Below are 18,682 nucleotides of genomic sequence, written 5' to 3'. Positions count from 1 at the left end.
GGGCCCCGCGCCAACCCCCCCGCCCCCCCCCCCCGGGGGGGGGCCCTCCCCCCTTCCCCCGGGCGGCGCCTGGCCCCCCCGCGGGGGGGGGGGCGACGGTCTTAAGGTCTGCGGCTTGAAGGTGAGGCCTCAGCCTCTATTAAGCTAAAGCGCCCAAGCCTTCCAACTGCTCCTGCAACTCCATCCACTCCGCTTCCAGCTGCGCCAAGTCCTTCTTGTAGAACGACTGGTCCGCCAGCAGCGTTTTCAGCTTGGCCTTGTTGGCCGCCTCATAGATGCTCGCTTCGCCGAGCTTGCCATCCACGTCGGTCTTTTGCTCATTGCGCTTGGCGATCTGCTCTTCCAGGCGCTTGATCTTGCCTTCGATCGGTTTGCGCAGCGCCGCCGTGCGCTGGCGCTGCTCCGCGTCCTGGCGCTTCTGCTCCTTCTGGTCCTTCTTGTCGACCACCGGCGCGCTTGGCGCCGCAACCGCCGCCGCCACCGGGAACGCCGTCTTGTTATCCTTGCCCGCCGCCGGCAGCACGGTGGTGCCCTTGCCAAGCTTGGTCTGGAACAGCCAGTCCTTGTAGTCGTCCAGGTCGCCGTCGAACGGCTGCAACCTGCCGTCGGCGACGATGATGAACTGGTCGGTGGTCGCGCGCAGCAGATGGCGATCGTGCGATACCACCACCAGGGTGCCTTCGAACTGCGCCAGCGCCATGGTCAGCGCTTCGCGCGTTTCCAGATCCAGGTGATTGGTCGGTTCATCGAGCAGCAGCAGGTTAGGGCGTTGCCAGACGATCAGCGCCAGTGCCAGGCGCGCCTTTTCGCCGCCGGAAAACGGGCGGATCGGGCTGGTGACCATATTGCCCGGGAAGTTAAAGCCGCCCAGGAAGTTGCGCAGTTCCTGTTCGCGCACCGTCGGCGCGATCTTGGACAAGTGCCACAGCGGCGACTCGTCATGGCGCAGCATCTCCACCTGGTGCTGGGCGAAGTAACCGATCGACAGGCCCTTGCCGAGCGTGGCGTCGCCCGTGAGCGGCATCAGTTCGCCGGCGATGGTCTTGATCAGGGTCGATTTACCGGCGCCGTTCACACCCAGCAGGCCAATGCGCTGGCCGATCTGGAGCGAGAACTTGATGCCCGATACGATCACCTTGTCGCCGACCTTGTCGCCATGCTCGTCGAGGATATGGTAGCCGGCGTCCACGTCTTCCATCACCAGCAGCGGATTCGGCGCGGCCAGCGGCTCGCGGAATTCGAACGAGAATTCGGCGGCGGCGCGCAAGGGCGCCAGTTCTTCCATCTTTTCGAGCGCCTTCATGCGGCTCTGGGCCTGGCGCGCCTTCGAGGCTTGCGCCTTGAAGCGGTTCACGAACGACTCGAGGTGGGCACGCTGGCGCTGCTGCTTGGCCAGTGCGCCGGCGGCCAGGATCATCTGGGCGGCGCGCTGGCGTTCGAAACCGGAGTAGTTACCCGAGTAGCGTTTCAGCCTGCGCTCGTCGATATGCACGATGACGTTGACGATCTCGTCGAGGAAGTCGCGATCGTGCGAAATGATGATCAGGGTGCCGGCATAGCGTTTGAGCCAGTCTTCCAGCCAGATGATCGCGTCCAGATCCAGGTGATTGGTCGGTTCATCGAGCAGCAACAGGTCGGAAGGGCACATCAGCGCCTGCGCCAGGTTCAGGCGCATGCGCCAGCCGCCCGAGAAGCTGACGATCGGCATCTGCATCTGCGACAGCGAAAAGCCAAGGCCCAGCAGCAGCTGTTCGCCGCGCGACTGCACCGTGTAGGCGTCGGCGTCGGCCAGCGCGCTGTAGATCTCGCCGATGGCGATGCCGTTCTCGGTCGATTCCGGTTCCGATTCCAGGCGCGCCAGTTCCGCTTCGAGTTTGCGCAGGTGGACGTCGCCGTCGATCGCGTAATCGAGCGCCGCGCGTTCGAGCGGCGGCGTTTCCTGGGCCACGTAAGCCATGCGCCATTTGGCGGGGAAATCGATCTCGCCCTGGTCCGGGTGCAGCTCGCCGCGCAGCATGCCGAACAGGCTCGATTTGCCGGCGCCATTGGCGCCGATCAGGCCGATTTTATCGCCCGGGTTAAGGGTAAGGTCGACGCCTTCCAGCAGCGGCTTGGTGCCGCGCATCAGGCTAACGTTCAGGAAACGGATCATGTTCTACTTTTTGTAATGAGTGAGGATTACTGTGCTTGCAACTGCTCTGCGGTGAGCAGGAAAACCATGTCGTCGCCGGCGCTGGTGGTCACCCAGGTCAGGCCGAGGTGGCCGAAGGCCGCTTCCGCGTAGTCGCGCTCGTTGCCGATTTCGACCATCAGGATGCCGTTCGGCGACAAGCGTTCGGCGGCCCCGGCGACGATCTTGCGCACCAGGTCCATGCCGTCGGCGCCGCCGTCGAGCGCAATTTGCGGCTCGCGCAGGTACTCCGGCGGCAGCGACGCCATCGACGCCGAATTGACGTACGGCGGGTTCGAGATGATCAGGTCATATTTTTTGAACGGGACATTCTGGTACAGGTCCGAGGCGATCGGGTTGACCCGGCCTTCGAGCTTGTATTCACGGATATTGCGCTCGGCCACGGCCAGCGCGTCGGTCGAAATGTCGACCGCATCGACCACGCTGTCGGGGAAGGCGTCGGCCATCATGATCGCCAGGCAGCCCGACCCGGTGCACAGTTCGAGGATGTTCTCGACCGCGTACGGATCTTCCACCCAAGGGCTGAACTGGTGCGGGATCAGTTCATGGATGAAGGAACGCGGCACGATCACGCGCTCGTCGACGTAGAAGGCATAGGTGCCCAGCCACGCTTCGTTGGTGATGTAGGCGGCCGGCACGCGCTCCTTGACGCGCCGTTCGATCACGGCCAGCACTTGCAGCACTTCGTCCGGCAGCAGGCGGGCGTCGAGGAAGGGATCGAGCTTGTCGAGCGGGAGCTTGAGCGTGTGCAGGATCAGATAGGCCGCTTCGTCCAGCGCTTCGGCGCTGCCGTGGCCGAAAAACAGCTTGGCGCCGTTGAAACGGGTGATCGCATAGCGCAGCAGGTCGCGCGGCGTGGTAAAAGTCGATGTAAACAGAGTAGTCGTCATGGCTGTTCTCGGGTCATGTGTTGTGCGGCGCAGGCGCCAGCAGGTTGTCGAGCGTGCGGCGATAGATATTCTTGAGCGGATCGATGAAACGCACGTCGATGTGCTCGTCGATCTTGTGGATGCTGGCATTCGGAGGGCCGAATTCTATCACCTGCGGGCAGATGCGGGCGATGAAGCGCCCGTCCGAGGTCCCGCCCGTGGTCGATAATTCGGTCGTCACGCCAGTCTCCGACAAAATGGCGTTCGACAGCGCATCCGACAAAGTGCCGCGCGGGGTCAGGAAGGGCAGGCCGGACAAGGTCCACGCCAGCGCGTATTCCAGGTCATGCTTGTCGAGGATGGCATGCACGCGCGCCTTCAGGCCTTCAAACGTGCTGGCGGTCGAAAAGCGGAAGTTGAAGTCGATCGTCACTTCGCCCGGGATCACGTTGTTGGCGCCCGTGCCGGCGTGGATGTTCGACATCTGCCACGAGGTCGGCAGATAGTATTCGTTCCCCGCATCCCACTGCTCGGCGGCCAGTTCGGCCAATGCCGGCGCACTCTGGTGAATGGGATTCCTGGCCAGCTGCGGGTAGGCGATGTGGCCCTGGATACCGCGGATAGACAATTTGCCCGACAGCGAACCGCGCCGGCCGTTCTTGATCATGTCGCCCAGGGTGTTGGCCGATGTTGGCTCGCCCACCAGGCAGTAATCGATCTTTTCGCCGCGCTCTTCCAGCAGGCGGCAGACCACCACGGTGCCGTCGGTGGCCGGGCCTTCTTCGTCGCTGGTGATCAAGAAGGCGATCGAGCCGGTGTGATCGGGGTGTTCGGCGATGAATTCTTCGCACGCCACGACCATGGCCGCGATCGAGGTCTTCATGTCGGCCGCGCCGCGTCCATACAGCTTGCCGTCGCGCTGGGTCGGAATGAAGGGCTGCGACTGCCATTGTTCGACCGGGCCGGTCGGCACCACGTCGGTGTGGCCGGCAAAGACGAACACCGGCGAGGCGACGCCCTTGCGCGCCCACAGGTTGGTCACGCCGTTCGATTCGATGGTCTCGCACACGAAGCCGAGCGGCGAGAGCAAGTCGATCAGGTGCCGCTGGCAGCCTTTGTCGTCGGGCGTGATCGAGGACAGCGCGATCAGTTTTTCGGTCAGCGCGAGGGTACGGGAAAAGGTCATTGGCGTCTTAAAGTGAGAAAATCTGGCGGTACTGCTCATCCGAAAAGCCGACCGACAGCTTGCCGGCGCCGGCCAGCACCGGGCGCTTGACGACGGAGGGCTGTTCGAGCATCAGTTCGAGCGCGCTGGCTTTGTCGACGATGGCCGCGCGGCGCTCGTCGGGCAGCTTGCGCCAGGTCGTGCCCTTGCGGTTGACCAGCACTTCCCAGTCCAGTTCTTCGAGCCAGGCGGCCACGGTGGCGCGTTCGAGCCCCTGCTTCTTGAAGTCGTGGAAGTCGAATGGCTGCGCGTGCTCCGTCAGCCAGGTGCGGGCTTTTTTGACGGTGTCGCAGTTGGGAATGCCGTACAGGGTTTTTTTCATGGTCGATCAGGAGCGCGGCGCACCGGCCCGGCATGCGGGCGTGGTTGCCTGAGTATTCTTGGGGAACCCGGGAGGATACCACAGGCGCACCGCTGGTAGCGCGGTGGCCGGGGAGAAGCCCCTGCGCATGCGGCGCAGGAGGGCGGCGAGCGCCGCCCGAATCAGCTATTGAGCGTAAACTCGGTGAACGACGACGATTCCACGACAGGCTTGGGCGCCGCCTCCGGCGCACTCGCGGCGCGTATGTCCGGACCGTTGTTAAGAAGCCACAACAGATTGGTTGCCGAGTCGGCATTGGCCAGTCCTTCTTCCTGGGTGATCAGGCCGCTCTTGACCAGCTCGTACAAGGCCGATTCGAAGGTCTGCGAACCCGGCGAGAGGCTGTTTTCCATCGCTTCCTTGATCTGGCCGATCTCGCCGTTGTCGATCAGGTCGGCGATATAGCGCGTGTTGACCATGATTTCCACCGCCGCCTGGCGGGTGCCGCCCGCCGCCGAGCGTACCAGGCGCTGCGACACGATGGCTTTCACCGCCGACGACAAATCCTGCAGCAGCGCAGGGCGGTTTTCGATCGGATAAAAACTGATGATCCGGTTCAGCGCGTTGTACGAGTTGTTCGCGTGCAAGGTTGCCAGCACCAGGTGACCGGACTGGGCGTACGCCAGGGCCGCAGCCATGGTTTCCTTGTCGCGAATCTCGCCGATCAGGATGCAATCGGGCGCCTGGCGCATCGAATTGCGCAGTGCTATGTAGAAACTATTGGCATCGCTACCGATTTCGCGCTGGTTGACGATCGATTTCTTGTTCTTGAACAGGTATTCGATCGGGTCTTCCAGGGTCAAAATGTGCCCGGCACGCAATTCATTACGGTGATCCAGCATCGAGGCGATGGTGGTCGACTTGCCCGAACCGGTCGCGCCGACCAGCAGCAGCAAGCCGCGCTTTTCCATGATCAGGTCGGCCAGCACGTGCGGCAGGCCGAGGTCGGCCAGAGGCGGGATGATCGCCGGCACGAAGCGGAACACGGCCGAAATCGAGCCGCGCTGGCGGAACGCCGACAAACGGAAACGCCCCAGGTTGGCGACCGAAATACCCATGTTCAGCTCGTTTTCACGCGCCAGTTCGTCCATCTGCTCCTGGGTGCAGATTTCCGCGAGCAGGGCTGAAATGTTTTCCGGCTCCAGCTTTTGCTGGTTGATGGGAATCAGGTTGCCGTTGATTTTGATGTGGACGGGCGAATTGACCGCGAAGAACATGTCCGACGCGTTTTTTTCTTTCATCAGATGGAACAAGCGGTCCATTGCCATTTTTTTTCTCCTGGTTTGGACTTTTACTGTATCAGATACCGCGAAGCAATTCGTTGATAGCTGTTTTAGAGCGTGTCTGGGCGTCCACACGTTTCACGATGACGGCGCAATACAGGCTGTAGAGGCCATCCGGCGACGGCAGGTTGCCCGACACGACGACCGAACCGGCCGGCACGCGGCCGTAGCTCACTTCGCCGGTGGCGCGGTCGTAGATCTTGGTCGACTGGCCGATGTACACGCCCATCGAAATGACCGAGTTTTCCTCGACGATGACGCCTTCGACGATCTCGGAGCGGGCGCCGATGAAGCAGTTGTCTTCGATGATGGTCGGATTGGCCTGCATCGGTTCGAGCACGCCGCCGATGCCAACGCCGCCGGACAGGTGTACGTTCTTGCCGATCTGCGCGCACGAACCGACCGTGGCCCAGGTGTCGATCATGGCGCCTTCATCGACGTAAGCGCCGATGTTGACGTAGGACGGCATCAGCACCACGTTCTTGGCGATGAAGCTGCCGCGCCGCGCAACGGCCGGCGGCACCACGCGAAAACCGCCGCGCGCAAAATCGTCGGCCGTGTAGTTGGCGAACTTGGTCGGTACCTTGTCGTAGAACTGCATGGTGCCGTCGGAGGTCATGACGCTGTTGTTCTCGAGGCGGAAGGAGAGCAGCACCGCTTTCTTGATCCACTGGTTGACGACCCAGTCGGCACCGGTTTTTTGCGCCACGCGCATGCTGCCGTCGTCCAGGCCAGCGATCACGTGGGCGACTGCCTCGCGCAGTTCGGCCGTGCCGTTCGATGGATTGATTTCGGCGCGCTGTTCCCAGGCGGTGTCGATGATGCTTTGGAGTTGTTGGGTCATGATCGTATTATCAGTAAGTGGTGTGGCGGAATCGGTGTGACCGATTCAAGAAGACTTCAGTGACTTGCAAAACTGGACGATGCGCTGGGCTGCCTCGACGCCTTCGTCGACTTCGGCGACCAGGGCCATGCGGATGCGGTTGCTGCCCGGGTTGATGCCGTGCGCGTCGCGCGCCAGATAGCTGCCCGGCAGGACCGTTATATTATATTCCGCGTAAAGACGGCGCGCGAATTCGGTGTCCGACAGGCCGCTGCGGCGCACGTCGGCCCACAGGTAAAAGCCGGCGTCGGGCAGCTCCACATCCATCACTTCCCTGAGCAGCGGGGTGACCAGGGCGAACTTTTCGCGGTACTTGACCCGGTTTTCCTGCACGTGCGCTTCGTCGCCCCAGGCGGCGATGGACGCGGCCTGCACCGGTGGCGACATGGCGCCGCCGCAGTAGGTGCGGTACAACAGGAATTTCTTGATCACGGCCGGGTCCCCGGCCACGAAGCCCGAGCGCATGCCCGGCACGTTGGAGCGCTTGGACAGGCTGGAAAACACGATCAGGTTCGCGTACGGCGTCTCGCCGCCGCTGCGCCCGAGCTGGTGCGCCGCTTCCAGCGCGCCCAGGGGCGCCGCGCTGGTGTGGTAAATCTCGGAATAGCATTCGTCGGCGGCGATCACGAAGCCGTAGCGGTCGGACAGCGCGAACAACTGCTCCCAGTCCGCCAGCGACAGGGTGGCGCCGGTCGGATTGCCCGGGGTGCACAGGTACAGCAACTGCACGCGCGGCCAGATTGTGGCCGGCACGCTGGCGTAATCGCAGCCGAAATTGCGGCCCGGTTCCGAGTTGACGAAGTACGGCTCGGCCCCGGCCAGGTAGGCCGCGCCCTCGTAGATCTGGTAGAACGGGTTGGGGCAGACGATCAGCGGCGCCGGTTTCGAGGCATCGATGACGCAGTGGGCGATCCCGAACAGCGCCTCGCGCGAACCGTTCACCGGCAGCACCTGGGTGGCCGGATTCAAGGCCGGCACGCCGTAGCGCCGTTCCAGCCAGCTGGCGATGGCGCCGCGCAGAGCGTCGCTGCCGGCCGTGGTCGGATAATTGGCCAGTCCCGCCACACCGTGCGCCAGCGCCTTCTGGATGAAGGGCGGCGTCGGGTGTTTCGGCTCGCCGATCCCGAGGCTGATGGCGGCGTAGTCCGGGTTCGGGGTCACGCCCGCGAACAACTGGCGCAGTTTTTCGAAAGGGTAGGGGTGCAGTTTGTCGAGATGTGGATTCACGGCGTTGCCAGGTTTTGGCGCAGGAAGCGCAGGGTTAGCGTAGATCGGAACAGCGACGTATTATAGGCGCAAATGGCCGCTATCGCGCCACGCTCCGGGATTTACCCCGGACCATTCCTTGAAGGCGTGGGAGAAGGCACTTTGCTCCTGGTAGCCCAGCAAAAACGCGATATCGACCAGCGACAGGCCGCCCTGGCGCAGGTAATCCATGGCCAGGGCGTAGCGCGCCTGGTCGAGCACCTGCTGGAAGCTTGCCCCGGCCTCGCTCAGTTTGCGCTGCAGGGTGCGTGGCGAGAGCTTGAGTTCTTCCGCAATCGTGGCCAGCCGCACCCGGTCGTGCGCCAGGTTGCCGATGATGGCCGCATGCACCCGCGCCACCACCCCATCGTCATCCCGGCCACGCTCGCGCAGGAGCTGCTCGGCGTGCCGCTGCAGCACCGGGTACAGGCCCACGTCGGCATTCGGCACGGGCCAGCCGAGCAATTGGGCGTCGAAGCCGGCCGCGTTGGCGCTCGCCCCGAAGCGCGGCAGCGCGCCGAAAATGCGCGCATACTCGGCGCCGTCGGCCTGCTGCGCGTGCGTGAACCCCAGTTGCGGCGCCGGCAGCGCGCTCCCGGCCAGCCAGGTGGTAAAGGTGCGGATGCCGGCAAACACGCTTTCGACCAGGTGGCGGCCGCCGTCGGGGTAGTTGCTGACCCATTCGTACTGCGCCTGCCCGCCGTCCAGGTGCAGCACCGAGCGGCCCAGGTCGTGCGCCAGCTGCTCGTAGCGCAAGGTCTGCTGGAAAGCCTGGCCGAAATCGCGGCACGACAGCAAAATCAAACCGTACACGCTGTACGTTCCCAGCCTGACCCGTTCCCCCACGTGCAGGCCGAAATGCGGATCGTGCGCCAGCTCGGCGCCGGCGGCCAGCAGGCGCACGTAATCGGCCGCGCCGAGCGAATCGGGCAGGCGCTCGAGCGCCGCCACGGGCAGGCCGGCGGCGGCGGCCAAGGCGCTTGGGGCCACGCCGCGCGCCTGCGCCGCTTCGAGCAGCGGCTGCAGATAAGACCCGGTGACGCGGCGCGTGTCAGCGCGCGGCACGGGCGGCATCGCTGGCATGTTTGAACAAAGCAGTTGTCATGAAAGCGCAATACGTGAAGCCCGCCTTCGCATACGCTGGCGGCTGTGGATGAACAGACAAGTATAACGGGAAAAAACGATGAAACGGTGGAACGGATGGGGCGACGATGCCATTGAATTTGCGTTGAACGACGACGCGCTGGCATTTTTGGGCGAACGCCTGGGGCCTGGAACCGCCGGCGCCGAGACCAGCCATGCCGACGCCTGCGCGCGCATCGGCGCCAGCCGCCTGCCGCCGCATCCGCTGATCGACACCTCGGCCGCCGCACGGCTGGCCAATGCGCTTGGCCAGAGCCTGCCCGACTGGCTGCGCCTGCGCTACGGCAAAATCGACACCGCCCCGGACGGCGTGGCGTATCCCGAAAGCGGCGAAGAAGTGCGCGAGCTGCTCGATTTTGCGGCACTGTGCGGCGCCATCGTCATTCCGTACGGTGGCGGCACCAGCGTGGCCGGCCATGTCGGCGTCGATGCCGGGCCCAAACCGGTCCTGACCATCAACCTGACCCGCATGCGCGCCATGATCGACCTGGACAAGGACGCGCAACTGGCCACCTTCGGCGCCGGCGTGCTGGGGCCGGACCTGGAAGCGCAATTGCGCGCCTTCGGCTACACGCTCGGCCACTTTCCGCAATCGTTCGAATACTCGACCCTGGGCGGCTGGGTCGTGACACGCTCGTCCGGCCAGCAGTCGCTGCGCTACGGGCGCATCGAACAGCTGTTTGCCGGCGGCAGGGTCGAAACACCGGCCGGCACGTTTGACTTGCCGACCTTTCCGGCGTCGGCCGCCGGTACCGACCTGCGCGAAATGGTGCTCGGCTCCGAGGGCCGGCTCGGCATCCTCACCGAGGCGACGGTGCGCATCAGCCGCTTGCCGCAGTACGAAGCCTTTCACGCCGTGTTCTTCCCGAGCTGGGACGCGGCGGCGGGGGCCACGCGCGAGCTGGCGCAGGCCAGGCTGCCGCTGTCGATGCTGCGCCTGTCGAATCCGCTGGAGACCTTGACCATGCTGACCCTGGCCGGCCACAAGCGCCTGATCGGCGCGCTGGAAACCTGGCTGCGCTGGCGCGGCTGCGCCGACGGCAAATGCATGCTGATGATCGGCGCCAGCGGCAGCGCCGCCAACGCGAAGCACGCGCTGCGCGCCGCACTAAGAATCGCGCGCGCCGGCGGGGGCGTGCACGTGGGCCGCACCATGGGCGACAAATGGAAGCAGAACCGCTTCCGCAACGTCTACCTGCGCAACGCCGCCTGGCAGCACGGCTACGCCATCGACACGGTGGAAACGGCGGTCGATTGGCCGGGCGTCACACCCATGATGCACGCGCTGGAAGACGCCGCCGCGCAGGCCATGGCCTCGTGCGGGGAGCGCGTGCACGCCTACACCCACCTGTCGCATTTGTATGCGCAGGGCGCCAGCGTCTACACCACCTTCGTGTACCGCCTCTCGGGCAGCTATGAAGAAGACTTGCAGCGCTGGCGCCGCCTGAAGGGCGCCGTGTCGGAAGCGATCGTCGTCAACGGCGGCACCATCAGCCACCAGCATGGCGTCGGCGCCGACCACGCGCCTTACCTCGCGTCCGAAAAAGGCTTATTGGGCATGGGCGCCATGCGCACGCTGTTCCGCCACTTCGATCCGGATGGCCGCATGAACCCGGGCAAGCTGGTGTCGCCATGAGCGCCCACTGGCAGAACGGCTGGCACACCACGCTGCCGCTGCTGTTGGCGCGCGAATGGGACTTGTTGATCATCGGTGGCGGCATCACCGGCGCCGGGATCCTGCTGGAGGCCTCGCGCCGCGGCCTGAAAGCGCTGCTGGTCGAGCAGCGCGATTTTGCCTGGGGCACCTCCAGCCGCTCCTCGAAACTGGTGCACGGCGGCCTGCGCTACCTGAAAGAAGGGCGCATCGGCCTGACCCGCGAATCGGTGCACGAGCGCGACGCGCTGCTGGCCGGGGCTGCGGGGCTGGTCGAACCGCAAAGCTTCGCCTTTGGCGACTACGTGGGACGCAAGCCGGGCCGCAAGACGTTCTTGCTCGGTCTGGCGATGTACGATTTTCTTGCCGGTAAACGCGAACGGCACTACGTCGACGATGGCGAATTTTCGATGATGACGCCAAACGCCGCGCGCGCCGGCCTGCAGGGCGGCATGCTCTACACCGACGCCAAGACCGACGACGCGCGCCTGGTGCTGCGCGTGCTGCAGGAAGCCCAGGCCCATGGCGGGGTGGCGATCAACTACATGGCCGCGCGCGAACTGCTGCGCAGCGGCCCCACTGTCAACGGCGCAGTGCTGCTCGACGGGCGCGATGGCGCCACCCACGACGTGCGCGCGCGGGTGGTCATCAACGCCACCGGCGCCTGGGCCGACGGCCTGCGCGCGCAAGCGGGCGGCGCGCCGCGACTGCGTCCGCTGCGCGGCAGCCACCTGGTGCTGCCGGCGTGGCGCCTGCCGCTGGCGCAGGCGGTCAGCCTGATGCATCCGGCGGACGGCCGCCCGGTGTTCGCCTTTCCGTGGGAAGGCGTTACCCTGGTCGGCACCACCGACGTCGATCATGGCGCCGGCCTGGCAAGCGAAGCGGCCATCACGCGGGCCGAACTCGATTACCTGATGGCGGCGCTGCATGCGCAGTTCCCGCAACTGGCCTTGAGCGAGGCGGATGTGATCGCAACCTACGCCGGCGTGCGCCCGGTGATCGACAGCGGCGCGGGCGACCCGTCCAAGGCCTCGCGCGACCATGCCGTGTGGCTGGAAGACGGCCTGTTGACCGTCACCGGCGGCAAGCTGACCACTTTCCGCGTGATCGCGCTCGACGCGCTGCGCCACGCCATGCCTTTGTTACCCGGCTGGCGCGACGACCTGGCGCCGTGCGCCGTGTTTGCGCCGTCGCCATCGCTGGTCGCGCCGCTGCGGCCGGCGGTGGTGCGGCGTTTGCGCGGCCGCTACGGCGCGCATGCGCAGCCCTTGATCGACGCGGCGCGCGCGGGCGAGCTGGAAATCATTCCCGGCACCGAATCGCTGTGGGCCGAACTGCGCTGGGCGGCGCGCACGGAAGCGGTGCAGCACCTGGAAGACCTGCTGCTGCGCCGCACCCGCCTCGGCTTGCAGCTGCGCGGCGGCGGGGTGCGGCACATGGCGCGCATCCGCGCGATCTGCCAGCGCGAGCTGGAATGGGACGACGCGCGCTGGAGTGCCAGCGAAGCGGCGTATCTGGCACTATGGCAGGCGCACTACGGCCTGCCGGGCAAGCTGCCATGACCAACAAAACCATCCTCGCCATCGACAACGGCACCCAGAGCGTGCGCGCGATCCTGTTCGACCTGCAGGGCAATATCGTGGCCAAGGCGCAGGTGCATTTCGAGAGCTATTTTTCGGCGCATCCCGGCTGGGCCGAGCATGACCCGGAAGACTACTGGCAGTCGCTGTGCCGCGCCTGCCAGCAGCTGTGGGAGCAGCCGGGCGCCGACAAGGCGGCGGTAGCGGGCGTGGCCGTGACCACCCAGCGCGGCACGGTGATCAACGTCGGCATTGACGGCGTGCCGCTGCGCCCGGCCATCACCTGGCTGGATCAGCGCCGCACCGACGTGGCGCCGCAAGTTGGCATGTGGTGGAACCTGGCGTTCCGGCTGGCGCGGGTCAAGGGCACGATCGACTACTTTCGCGGCGAGGCCGAGATCAACTGGATCAAGGCGCACCAGCCGGATGTGTGGGCGCGCACGCACAAGTTCCTGCTGTTGTCGGGCTACCTGAATTACCGCCTGTGCGGGCGCTATGTCGATTCGACCGGCTCGCAGGTGGCGTACCTGCCGTTCGACTACAAGCGCCAGCGCTGGGCCGGTCCGCGCGACTGGAAGTGGCAGGCGCTCGCGATCACGCCGCAGATGCTGCCCGAACTGGTGGCCCCTGGCACGGTGATCGGCAAGATCGACGATGCGGTGGCCGCGCTGACCGGCATCCCGGCCGGCACGCCGCTGCTGGCGGCGGCCGCCGACAAGGCGTGCGAAGTAATCGGCGCGGGCTGCCAGGCGCCGCATATCGGCTGCCTCAGTTACGGCACCACGGCCACCATCAACACCACCAGCCGCCGCTATGTGGAGGTGACGCCGTTCATTCCGCCGTACCCGGCGGCCATACCCGATACCTACAGCACCGAGGTGCAGATTTTTCGCGGCTACTGGATGGTGAACTGGTTCAAGGAGCAGTTCGGCCACCACGAGCGTGCGCGCGCGCTGGAAGAAGATGTCGCGCCGGAGCAGTTGTTCGATGAACTGGTCAATGCGGTGCCGGCGGGAGCCATGGGGCTGATGCTGCAGCCTTACTGGAGCCCGGGTATCCGCGTGCCGGGGCCGGAGGCGAAGGGCGCGATCATCGGCTTTGGCGATGTGCACACGCGCGCGCATGTGTACCGGGCCATCCTGGAAGGACTGGCGTATGCGCTGCGCGAGGGGAAGGAGCGCACCGAGAAACGCAGCGGCGTGCCGATTACCGAGTTGCGCGTGTCGGGCGGCGGCTCGCAGAGCGACGCGGCGATGCAGCTGACGGCCGATATTTTCGGGCTGCCGACGGCGCGCCCGCACGTGTATGAAACGTCGGGACTGGGGGCGGCGATTGCGGCGGCGGTGGGGCTGGGTTTGTACCCTGACTTTGCGGCGGCCATTGCGGCGATGACGCGCATCGGGCGGGTGTTCGAGCCGATTGCGGCGAACCGGGTCATGTACGACCGGTTGTACAGGCAGGTGTACCGCAAGATGTACGCGCGCTTGCAGCCGATGTATGCGCAGATTGCGGAGATTACGGGGTATCCGAAGAAGCCTTGATGCCGGGAAAATCCCAGCGATCGACGCACACCATGTCGTCCAGCTTCCTGCGCGATGCCCACCCCTCTATCTCCAGCATCGGCATCGGATAAAACTGCGCCACGTGGCCGATGCAGACCACCGCCACCGGCTTGCCGCCCGCCGGAATCGACAGCAGCGCGGCCAGCTTGTCGGGATCGAACAGCGACACCCAGCCCATCCCGACCCCTTCCGCGCGCGAGGCCAGCCACATGTTCTGCAGCGCGCAGGCCACCGACGCCAGGTCCATTTCGGGCAAGGTGCGCCGTCCGAATACATACTCCTCGCGCCGGTCCATCAGCGCCGCCACCAGCAACTCGCCGCATTCGCGAATTCCCTCGACCTTGAGGCGCATGAATTCCGAACCGCGTTCGCCCAGCGCCTCGGCCGTGGCCAGCCGTTCCTCGTCGACCAGCTTCACGATCGCCTCGCGCACGGCGTCGCTGCGGATGCGGATAAAGCGCCACGGCTGCATCATCCCCACGCTGGGGGCCTGGTGGGCCGCGTTGACCAGCCTTGCGAATAGCGCCTCGTCGATGGCGCCCGGTACAAAATGGCGCACGTCGCGGCGCGCGGCGATGACGCGGTAGACGGCGTCGATATCGCCCTGGCTGAATTGATCGGTCACGGTGGCCTCGCAGGTGGCGGGCAGCGCGGATTGCGCCGCCGGTGCCGCCATTATCCATTATCTGGCAGCCCGGCTACTTGAGCAAACGCGAGATGAAGGTGCGGATCAGCTCCGCGCTTTCGCTCGCCGCGCTCATGTGCGGGCAATGCCCGATATTGTCGACAAACGCCAGCCAGCTGACCGGCAGGTGCCGGCGCATGTACTCGCCCACTTCACGCGGGGCGATCATGTCATCGGTGCTTTGCAAAATCAAGGTGGGCGTGTGCGAGCGCGGCACGTCGGCGCGGTGGTCCGACAGGAACGTGACGCGCGCGAAATGGCGGGCGATTTCGGGATCGTTGCGGCAAAAGCTGGCGGTCAGCTCCTGCTGCAGGTCGGGCTGGCCGGGCGCGCCCATGATCAGCGGCGCCATGTTGGCGGCCCATTTGAGGTAATTGTCGTGCATGAGGCGCAGCAGGGTGTCGATATCCTCGCGGTTAAAGCCGCCGATGTAGTCGCCATCGTTGATGAAACAGGGCGACGGGCCCACCATCACCTGGCCGGCGAACATGGCCGGCTCGCGGATCGCGGCCAGCATGCCGATCATGGCGCTGACCGAATGGCCGATGAAAACCACAGGCTCGTTGGCGAATTGGTGGATGATCTCGAGCAGGTCTTCGGCATGGCGGTGCAGGGTGGCGTAGTCGAATTCGTTGTAGGCCGACAGGTCGGAGCCGCCGCTGCCTACCAGATCGTACAGGGTGACCTTGTAGCGGTCGGAAAAGGCGGGCAGCAGCTTGCGCCACATGTTCTGGTCGCAGCCGAAGCCGTGGCCGAATACCAGGGTGGAGGAACCGGTTCCGTAAAAATTCACGTTGTTGCGTTGCTGAATATTCATGGCGCATCCACGAGTGAGTACAGCATTGGCTCCCTTACCTATCAGAGCGCGCGGTTGTCGGCGTATTCTATTCCTGTTATCAAATCAAAGTGTATTTACCGGGAACTGTGTGGCTTTATGCCTCGCGGGTAGAGAACCCGGCTTGCCGCTCCTATAATCGCCGTACCGTGATCGGAAACCTTTTGATCCGCATATGGATCACATCGACGATGCACGTTCCGCTGTCCCCCCCGCCACCCCGCCCACTGGCCCAGATGCTGCTGCACGCGGCGCTGATCGCCTGGGGCGTTTCCCTTCTCTTGCCGGCGTTTACCCTCGAGGGCAAACGCTGGCCCGATTGGGGCCTGGACGTCATGCTGGACGGCTTGGTGCTCGGCTGGATGGTGAACGGATGGGCCGTGTATGCGAACGTGTTCTTCGCAATCGGCGCTGTGCGTGTGCGTGCCGGCAAACCGACCGGCTATGCCATCGGCGCCATGCTGTTATTGGCGGCCACATTGCCCTTCCTCAAAGGCTCGTATGCCAATTTCTCGTCGGGGACGGTCTGGCCGGTGGTCAGCTGGGGCTGGGGAGCCTTTCTCTGGCTGGTGTCGCTGGTGCTGCTCGCCGCCGCGGCGCGGGCAAAGGAGGAGCGCCTGGCCAGGCGCGGGGCGGTGCGGTTCGGGCTCGCAATCCTGCTCGCCTGCGTGGCGGCGCTGGCGCTGCATGGCTACCAGTGGTGGCATGCGAACGAGCCCGACAGGCAGGCGCTGCTGTCGAACGGAATGATATTTACCGTCAGCGAATTATGTCCCTTCGCACTGGCCTGGCCGGCGCCGCTGGACGGGTCGACGGGCGAAGCGGTGGTGCTCGATATCGATCCGCTGCTGCGTAGCAGCGACGGCGTCAAGCTCGATCTTCCCGCCGAGTTCACCGACGAACAGGGCGATGGCTCGGCCTGGCGCGTGCATCGCGTGGAAGGAACGTCCTCCACCGTGATGGTGAGGGAGAAGGCCCAGGCAGGATCGCTGGTACTGCAGTTCAAAGCCGAGGGCAAGGACGCCGTCATGCGCTTGCTCAAAGGCGTGCCGCAGCGCGTGCTGTACGAGCAGCGTTTGCACGAGGTGGCGTCGGCCAAAGGCGACGTCGGATTTTGCCCGCTGCTTGGCCGGTCCAGGTTTTCGCAGCGGGACGATTATGACAAGGCGCTGATGCGCGCCATGGCGCTCGATCCGCCCATTCAAGAGGGCACGCCATTGCCGCGTGCCGAGGAGGCGCGCGAACCGTGCGACTTCGGTACGGCCGATATCGACCGCATCAAAGGATTGCGCAACTGGGATGGGCGCGAGGTCATGATCTGGAACGCGAGCCAGCACAAGGTATCCGGCTTTTGCTCCGCAAGCTACATGGTGCTGGTGTATCACGGTGCGCCTCCGCATGAACCTGCGCTGTGGCAGTCGATGTACGTGTATGACCGCAAGACGCTCAATCCCCTTGCCGTTTTCAGTCGCGGGGACAGTTGCCCGGATACCATGTGCGGGCCGGGAGTTGCCGTGACTGTCCAGGCAATCGCCCTCGATGGCAGAAAAGCCGTGATACAGACCACGCTGGGCAGCTATTCCGCCACGATGGACGAGCGATTCTGACCGCTGCGGCGCGGCCTGCGCTTCGTATAATGGCGCCTGCCCGTGAGCAACACCTTGCCAAGGGCATTTTCTGGTGCAAACGACGATGACTTCTCCAAGTACACCCGCGCACTTGCGGCCGGTCGATGTTGTCCTGCTGGGCGCGGCGCTGCTCGCATGGATCATTTCCATGGGTAGCCCGGTGTTTGCCACCGGGGCCTACAGTCCTCCTCTGCCGGGCGGGGGCATGCTGCTGCTGGGTCTGTTGTTCGGCTGGGCCGCGAACGGCTGGGCGGTGTATGCCAATCCCTTCTTCCTGTATGCGGCGTGGCGTTTGTGCATGGGCAAGGTTCCGCGCAAGTCCATCGTGCTCATGCTCCTGTTCGCCGCCACCTTGCCCCTGCTAACCGGGATTCTGGACAAAAAGGGCGGTCATGGCTCGCACGCAGTCAGTTGGGGATGGGGCGCATTCATGTGGCTGTGGTCGCTGGTGCTGCTCACCGCCGCCACGGCGGCCAGGCGCAGGATCATTGGCGTGCGCGGCGCGCTGGTGCTGGGGCTGCTCATCGCGCTCAGCTTCGTCGCGGCGCTAGCGCTGCATGCGCGCCAGTGGCGCGCCGCCGGCCATGACGACCGGGCCTTGCTTCTGCCTCACGGCATGATCTACACCACCAGCGACTTGTGCCCGGTCCCGCTGACCTGGCCCGTGCCGTCGGACGCGCCCGGCGGCGAGCCGCTGGTGCTCGACATCGATGCGCGCGTGCTGGAACCGGCGGGCGCGGGGCCGGCGCTCGAACTGCCCGGCGGGTTCACCAAGGCGCATGCCGGCGGGGCGGCCTGGATCGCGTATTCCGACCGCGAAGACAGCCTGATGATCAGACAGGCGGCGCAGCCCGGCACGCTGCTGCTGGAGGTGAAAGCGCTGGGCGACGGCGCCGTGCTGCGTTTGCTCAAAGGCGAACCGCGCCGGCTGTTGTACGAGCAGCGGCTGGCCAGCGTGGATAGCGGCCGCGGCCGCCCCCGCAGTCTTTGCCCGCTCATGGCGCGCGCGCCCAATTACGGGCTGCACTTCGAGTATGGCGGGGCGCTGCTGCGTGCCATGGGCCAGGGTCTGCCGTTCGCGCACGACAAGCCGCTCGCGCGTGCCGAAGTGGTGCGCCAGCGCTGCCCCATCGGCAGCGCCGACATCGACGGCATCGCGCGCCTGCGCTCGCTGGACGGGCGCGAAGTGATCGCGGCGGGAAGGATGGGCGGCATGTCCGGCTTCTGTTCCGACAGTTACGTGGTGCTGGCCGGCGACCTGGCGCGTTCCGGCGACGCCCGCCTGCGCCCGGTGGTGCATGTGCTCGACCGGAAAACCCTGCGGCCGCTGGCCCGCTTCGACGGACAGCGCAGTTGTCCGCCGGCGATCTGCGCGCCGGGGCCGGAAGCCACGCTGGACGGCGTGCGCCTGGAGGGCGACAGCGCGGTGATTGAAACCTCGCGCGGCGAGTATGTGGCCACCTTGAGAAAGCGGCCCTGACGCCCGCGCATCGGCGGCCCGGCGCATCGAATGCAAAACGCCGTCCGTCAGTTGCCTG

General features: G+C 65.5%; 15 protein-coding genes. 5 read left to right on the top strand and 10 right to left on the bottom strand.

Going from position 1 to position 18,682, the window contains the following annotated elements; translation table 11 throughout:
* Positions 1-139: 139 nt before the first annotated feature.
* The 8 genes from F0185_RS30080 to F0185_RS30045 form a co-directional block, all read right to left on the bottom strand.
* On the bottom strand, positions 140-2,152 hold the full coding sequence (locus F0185_RS30080) for an ATP-binding cassette domain-containing protein (protein ID WP_167231538.1): 2,013 nt from the start codon (positions 2,150-2,152) through the stop codon (positions 140-142).
* 26 nt (positions 2,153-2,178) lie between these two features.
* Positions 2,179-3,081 carry a 50S ribosomal protein L3 N(5)-glutamine methyltransferase gene (gene prmB / locus F0185_RS30075; protein ID WP_370664092.1) on the bottom strand — a complete coding sequence of 301 codons (903 nt, stop codon included), beginning with the start codon at positions 3,079-3,081 and terminating at the stop codon, positions 2,179-2,181.
* Between the two features lie 13 nt (positions 3,082-3,094).
* The gene (gene dapE, locus F0185_RS30070; RefSeq protein WP_167231534.1) at positions 3,095-4,246 is read right to left on the bottom strand and encodes a succinyl-diaminopimelate desuccinylase; all 1,152 of its coding nucleotides are present in this window, start codon (positions 4,244-4,246) and stop codon (positions 3,095-3,097) included.
* A gap of 7 nt (positions 4,247-4,253) precedes the next feature.
* Positions 4,254-4,607, bottom strand: a complete 354-nt coding sequence (locus tag F0185_RS30065) for an ArsC family reductase (protein ID WP_167231531.1) — start codon at positions 4,605-4,607, stop codon at positions 4,254-4,256.
* 161 nt (positions 4,608-4,768) lie between these two features.
* Positions 4,769-5,914 carry a PilT/PilU family type 4a pilus ATPase gene (locus F0185_RS30060; RefSeq protein WP_167231528.1) on the bottom strand — a complete coding sequence of 382 codons (1,146 nt, stop codon included), beginning with the start codon at positions 5,912-5,914 and terminating at the stop codon, positions 4,769-4,771.
* Positions 5,915-5,945: 31 nt separating this feature from the next.
* Complete coding sequence (gene dapD, locus F0185_RS30055) at positions 5,946-6,773, bottom strand: 2,3,4,5-tetrahydropyridine-2,6-dicarboxylate N-succinyltransferase (RefSeq protein WP_166886795.1); 828 nt, start codon at positions 6,771-6,773, stop codon at positions 5,946-5,948.
* Between the two features lie 45 nt (positions 6,774-6,818).
* Positions 6,819-8,039 (bottom strand): succinyldiaminopimelate transaminase, encoded by a 1,221-nt coding sequence (gene dapC / locus F0185_RS30050; protein ID WP_167231525.1) that lies wholly within the window; start codon positions 8,037-8,039, stop codon positions 6,819-6,821.
* A 60-nt stretch (positions 8,040-8,099) separates the two neighbouring features.
* Complete coding sequence (locus tag F0185_RS30045; RefSeq protein WP_229477270.1) at positions 8,100-9,131, bottom strand: AraC family transcriptional regulator; 1,032 nt, start codon at positions 9,129-9,131, stop codon at positions 8,100-8,102.
* A 109-nt stretch (positions 9,132-9,240) separates the two neighbouring features.
* Here F0185_RS30045 and F0185_RS30040 point away from each other — a divergent pair, with 109 nt between their 5' ends.
* From F0185_RS30040 to F0185_RS30030, 3 genes are read left to right on the top strand one after another with little or no spacing between them, the layout of a single operon-like run.
* Positions 9,241-10,836, top strand: a complete 1,596-nt coding sequence (locus F0185_RS30040; RefSeq protein WP_167231519.1) for an FAD-binding oxidoreductase — start codon at positions 9,241-9,243, stop codon at positions 10,834-10,836.
* The gene (locus F0185_RS30035) at positions 10,833-12,416 is read left to right on the top strand and encodes a glycerol-3-phosphate dehydrogenase/oxidase (RefSeq protein WP_167231516.1); all 1,584 of its coding nucleotides are present in this window, start codon (positions 10,833-10,835) and stop codon (positions 12,414-12,416) included. The genes F0185_RS30040 and F0185_RS30035 overlap by 4 nt, the downstream gene beginning before the upstream one ends.
* Entirely contained in the window at positions 12,413-13,975 is a 1,563-nt protein-coding gene (locus tag F0185_RS30030) for an FGGY-family carbohydrate kinase (RefSeq protein WP_167231512.1), read from the top strand. Before F0185_RS30035 ends, F0185_RS30030 begins: the two co-directional genes overlap by 4 nt.
* Here F0185_RS30030 and bluB read toward each other — a convergent pair.
* Positions 13,950-14,672 (bottom strand): 5,6-dimethylbenzimidazole synthase, encoded by a 723-nt coding sequence (gene bluB, locus F0185_RS30025; protein WP_167231509.1) that lies wholly within the window; start codon positions 14,670-14,672, stop codon positions 13,950-13,952. The two genes, F0185_RS30030 and bluB, sit on opposite strands and share 26 nt — an antisense overlap.
* Before the next feature lie 22 nt (positions 14,673-14,694).
* Positions 14,695-15,498 (bottom strand): alpha/beta fold hydrolase, encoded by an 804-nt coding sequence (locus F0185_RS30020; RefSeq protein WP_167231506.1) that lies wholly within the window; start codon positions 15,496-15,498, stop codon positions 14,695-14,697.
* A gap of 209 nt (positions 15,499-15,707) precedes the next feature.
* On the opposite strand from F0185_RS30020, the gene F0185_RS30015 reads away from it, so the two are divergent.
* Positions 15,708-17,123, top strand: coding sequence for a hypothetical protein (locus F0185_RS30015; protein ID WP_167231503.1), 1,416 nt, complete (start codon positions 15,708-15,710; stop codon positions 17,121-17,123).
* A gap of 85 nt (positions 17,124-17,208) precedes the next feature.
* Entirely contained in the window at positions 17,209-18,624 is a 1,416-nt protein-coding gene (locus tag F0185_RS30010; RefSeq protein ID WP_167231500.1) for a hypothetical protein, read from the top strand.
* The last annotated feature ends 58 nt before the right edge of the window (positions 18,625-18,682 follow it).

The organism is Massilia rubra, from assembly GCF_011682065.1.
In the GTDB taxonomy this organism is placed as follows: domain Bacteria; phylum Pseudomonadota; class Gammaproteobacteria; order Burkholderiales; family Burkholderiaceae_D; genus Telluria_A; species Telluria_A rubra.
The sequence above is the reverse complement of the archived record's forward strand: the minus strand, read 5'-3'. Positions and strand labels throughout refer to the sequence as shown.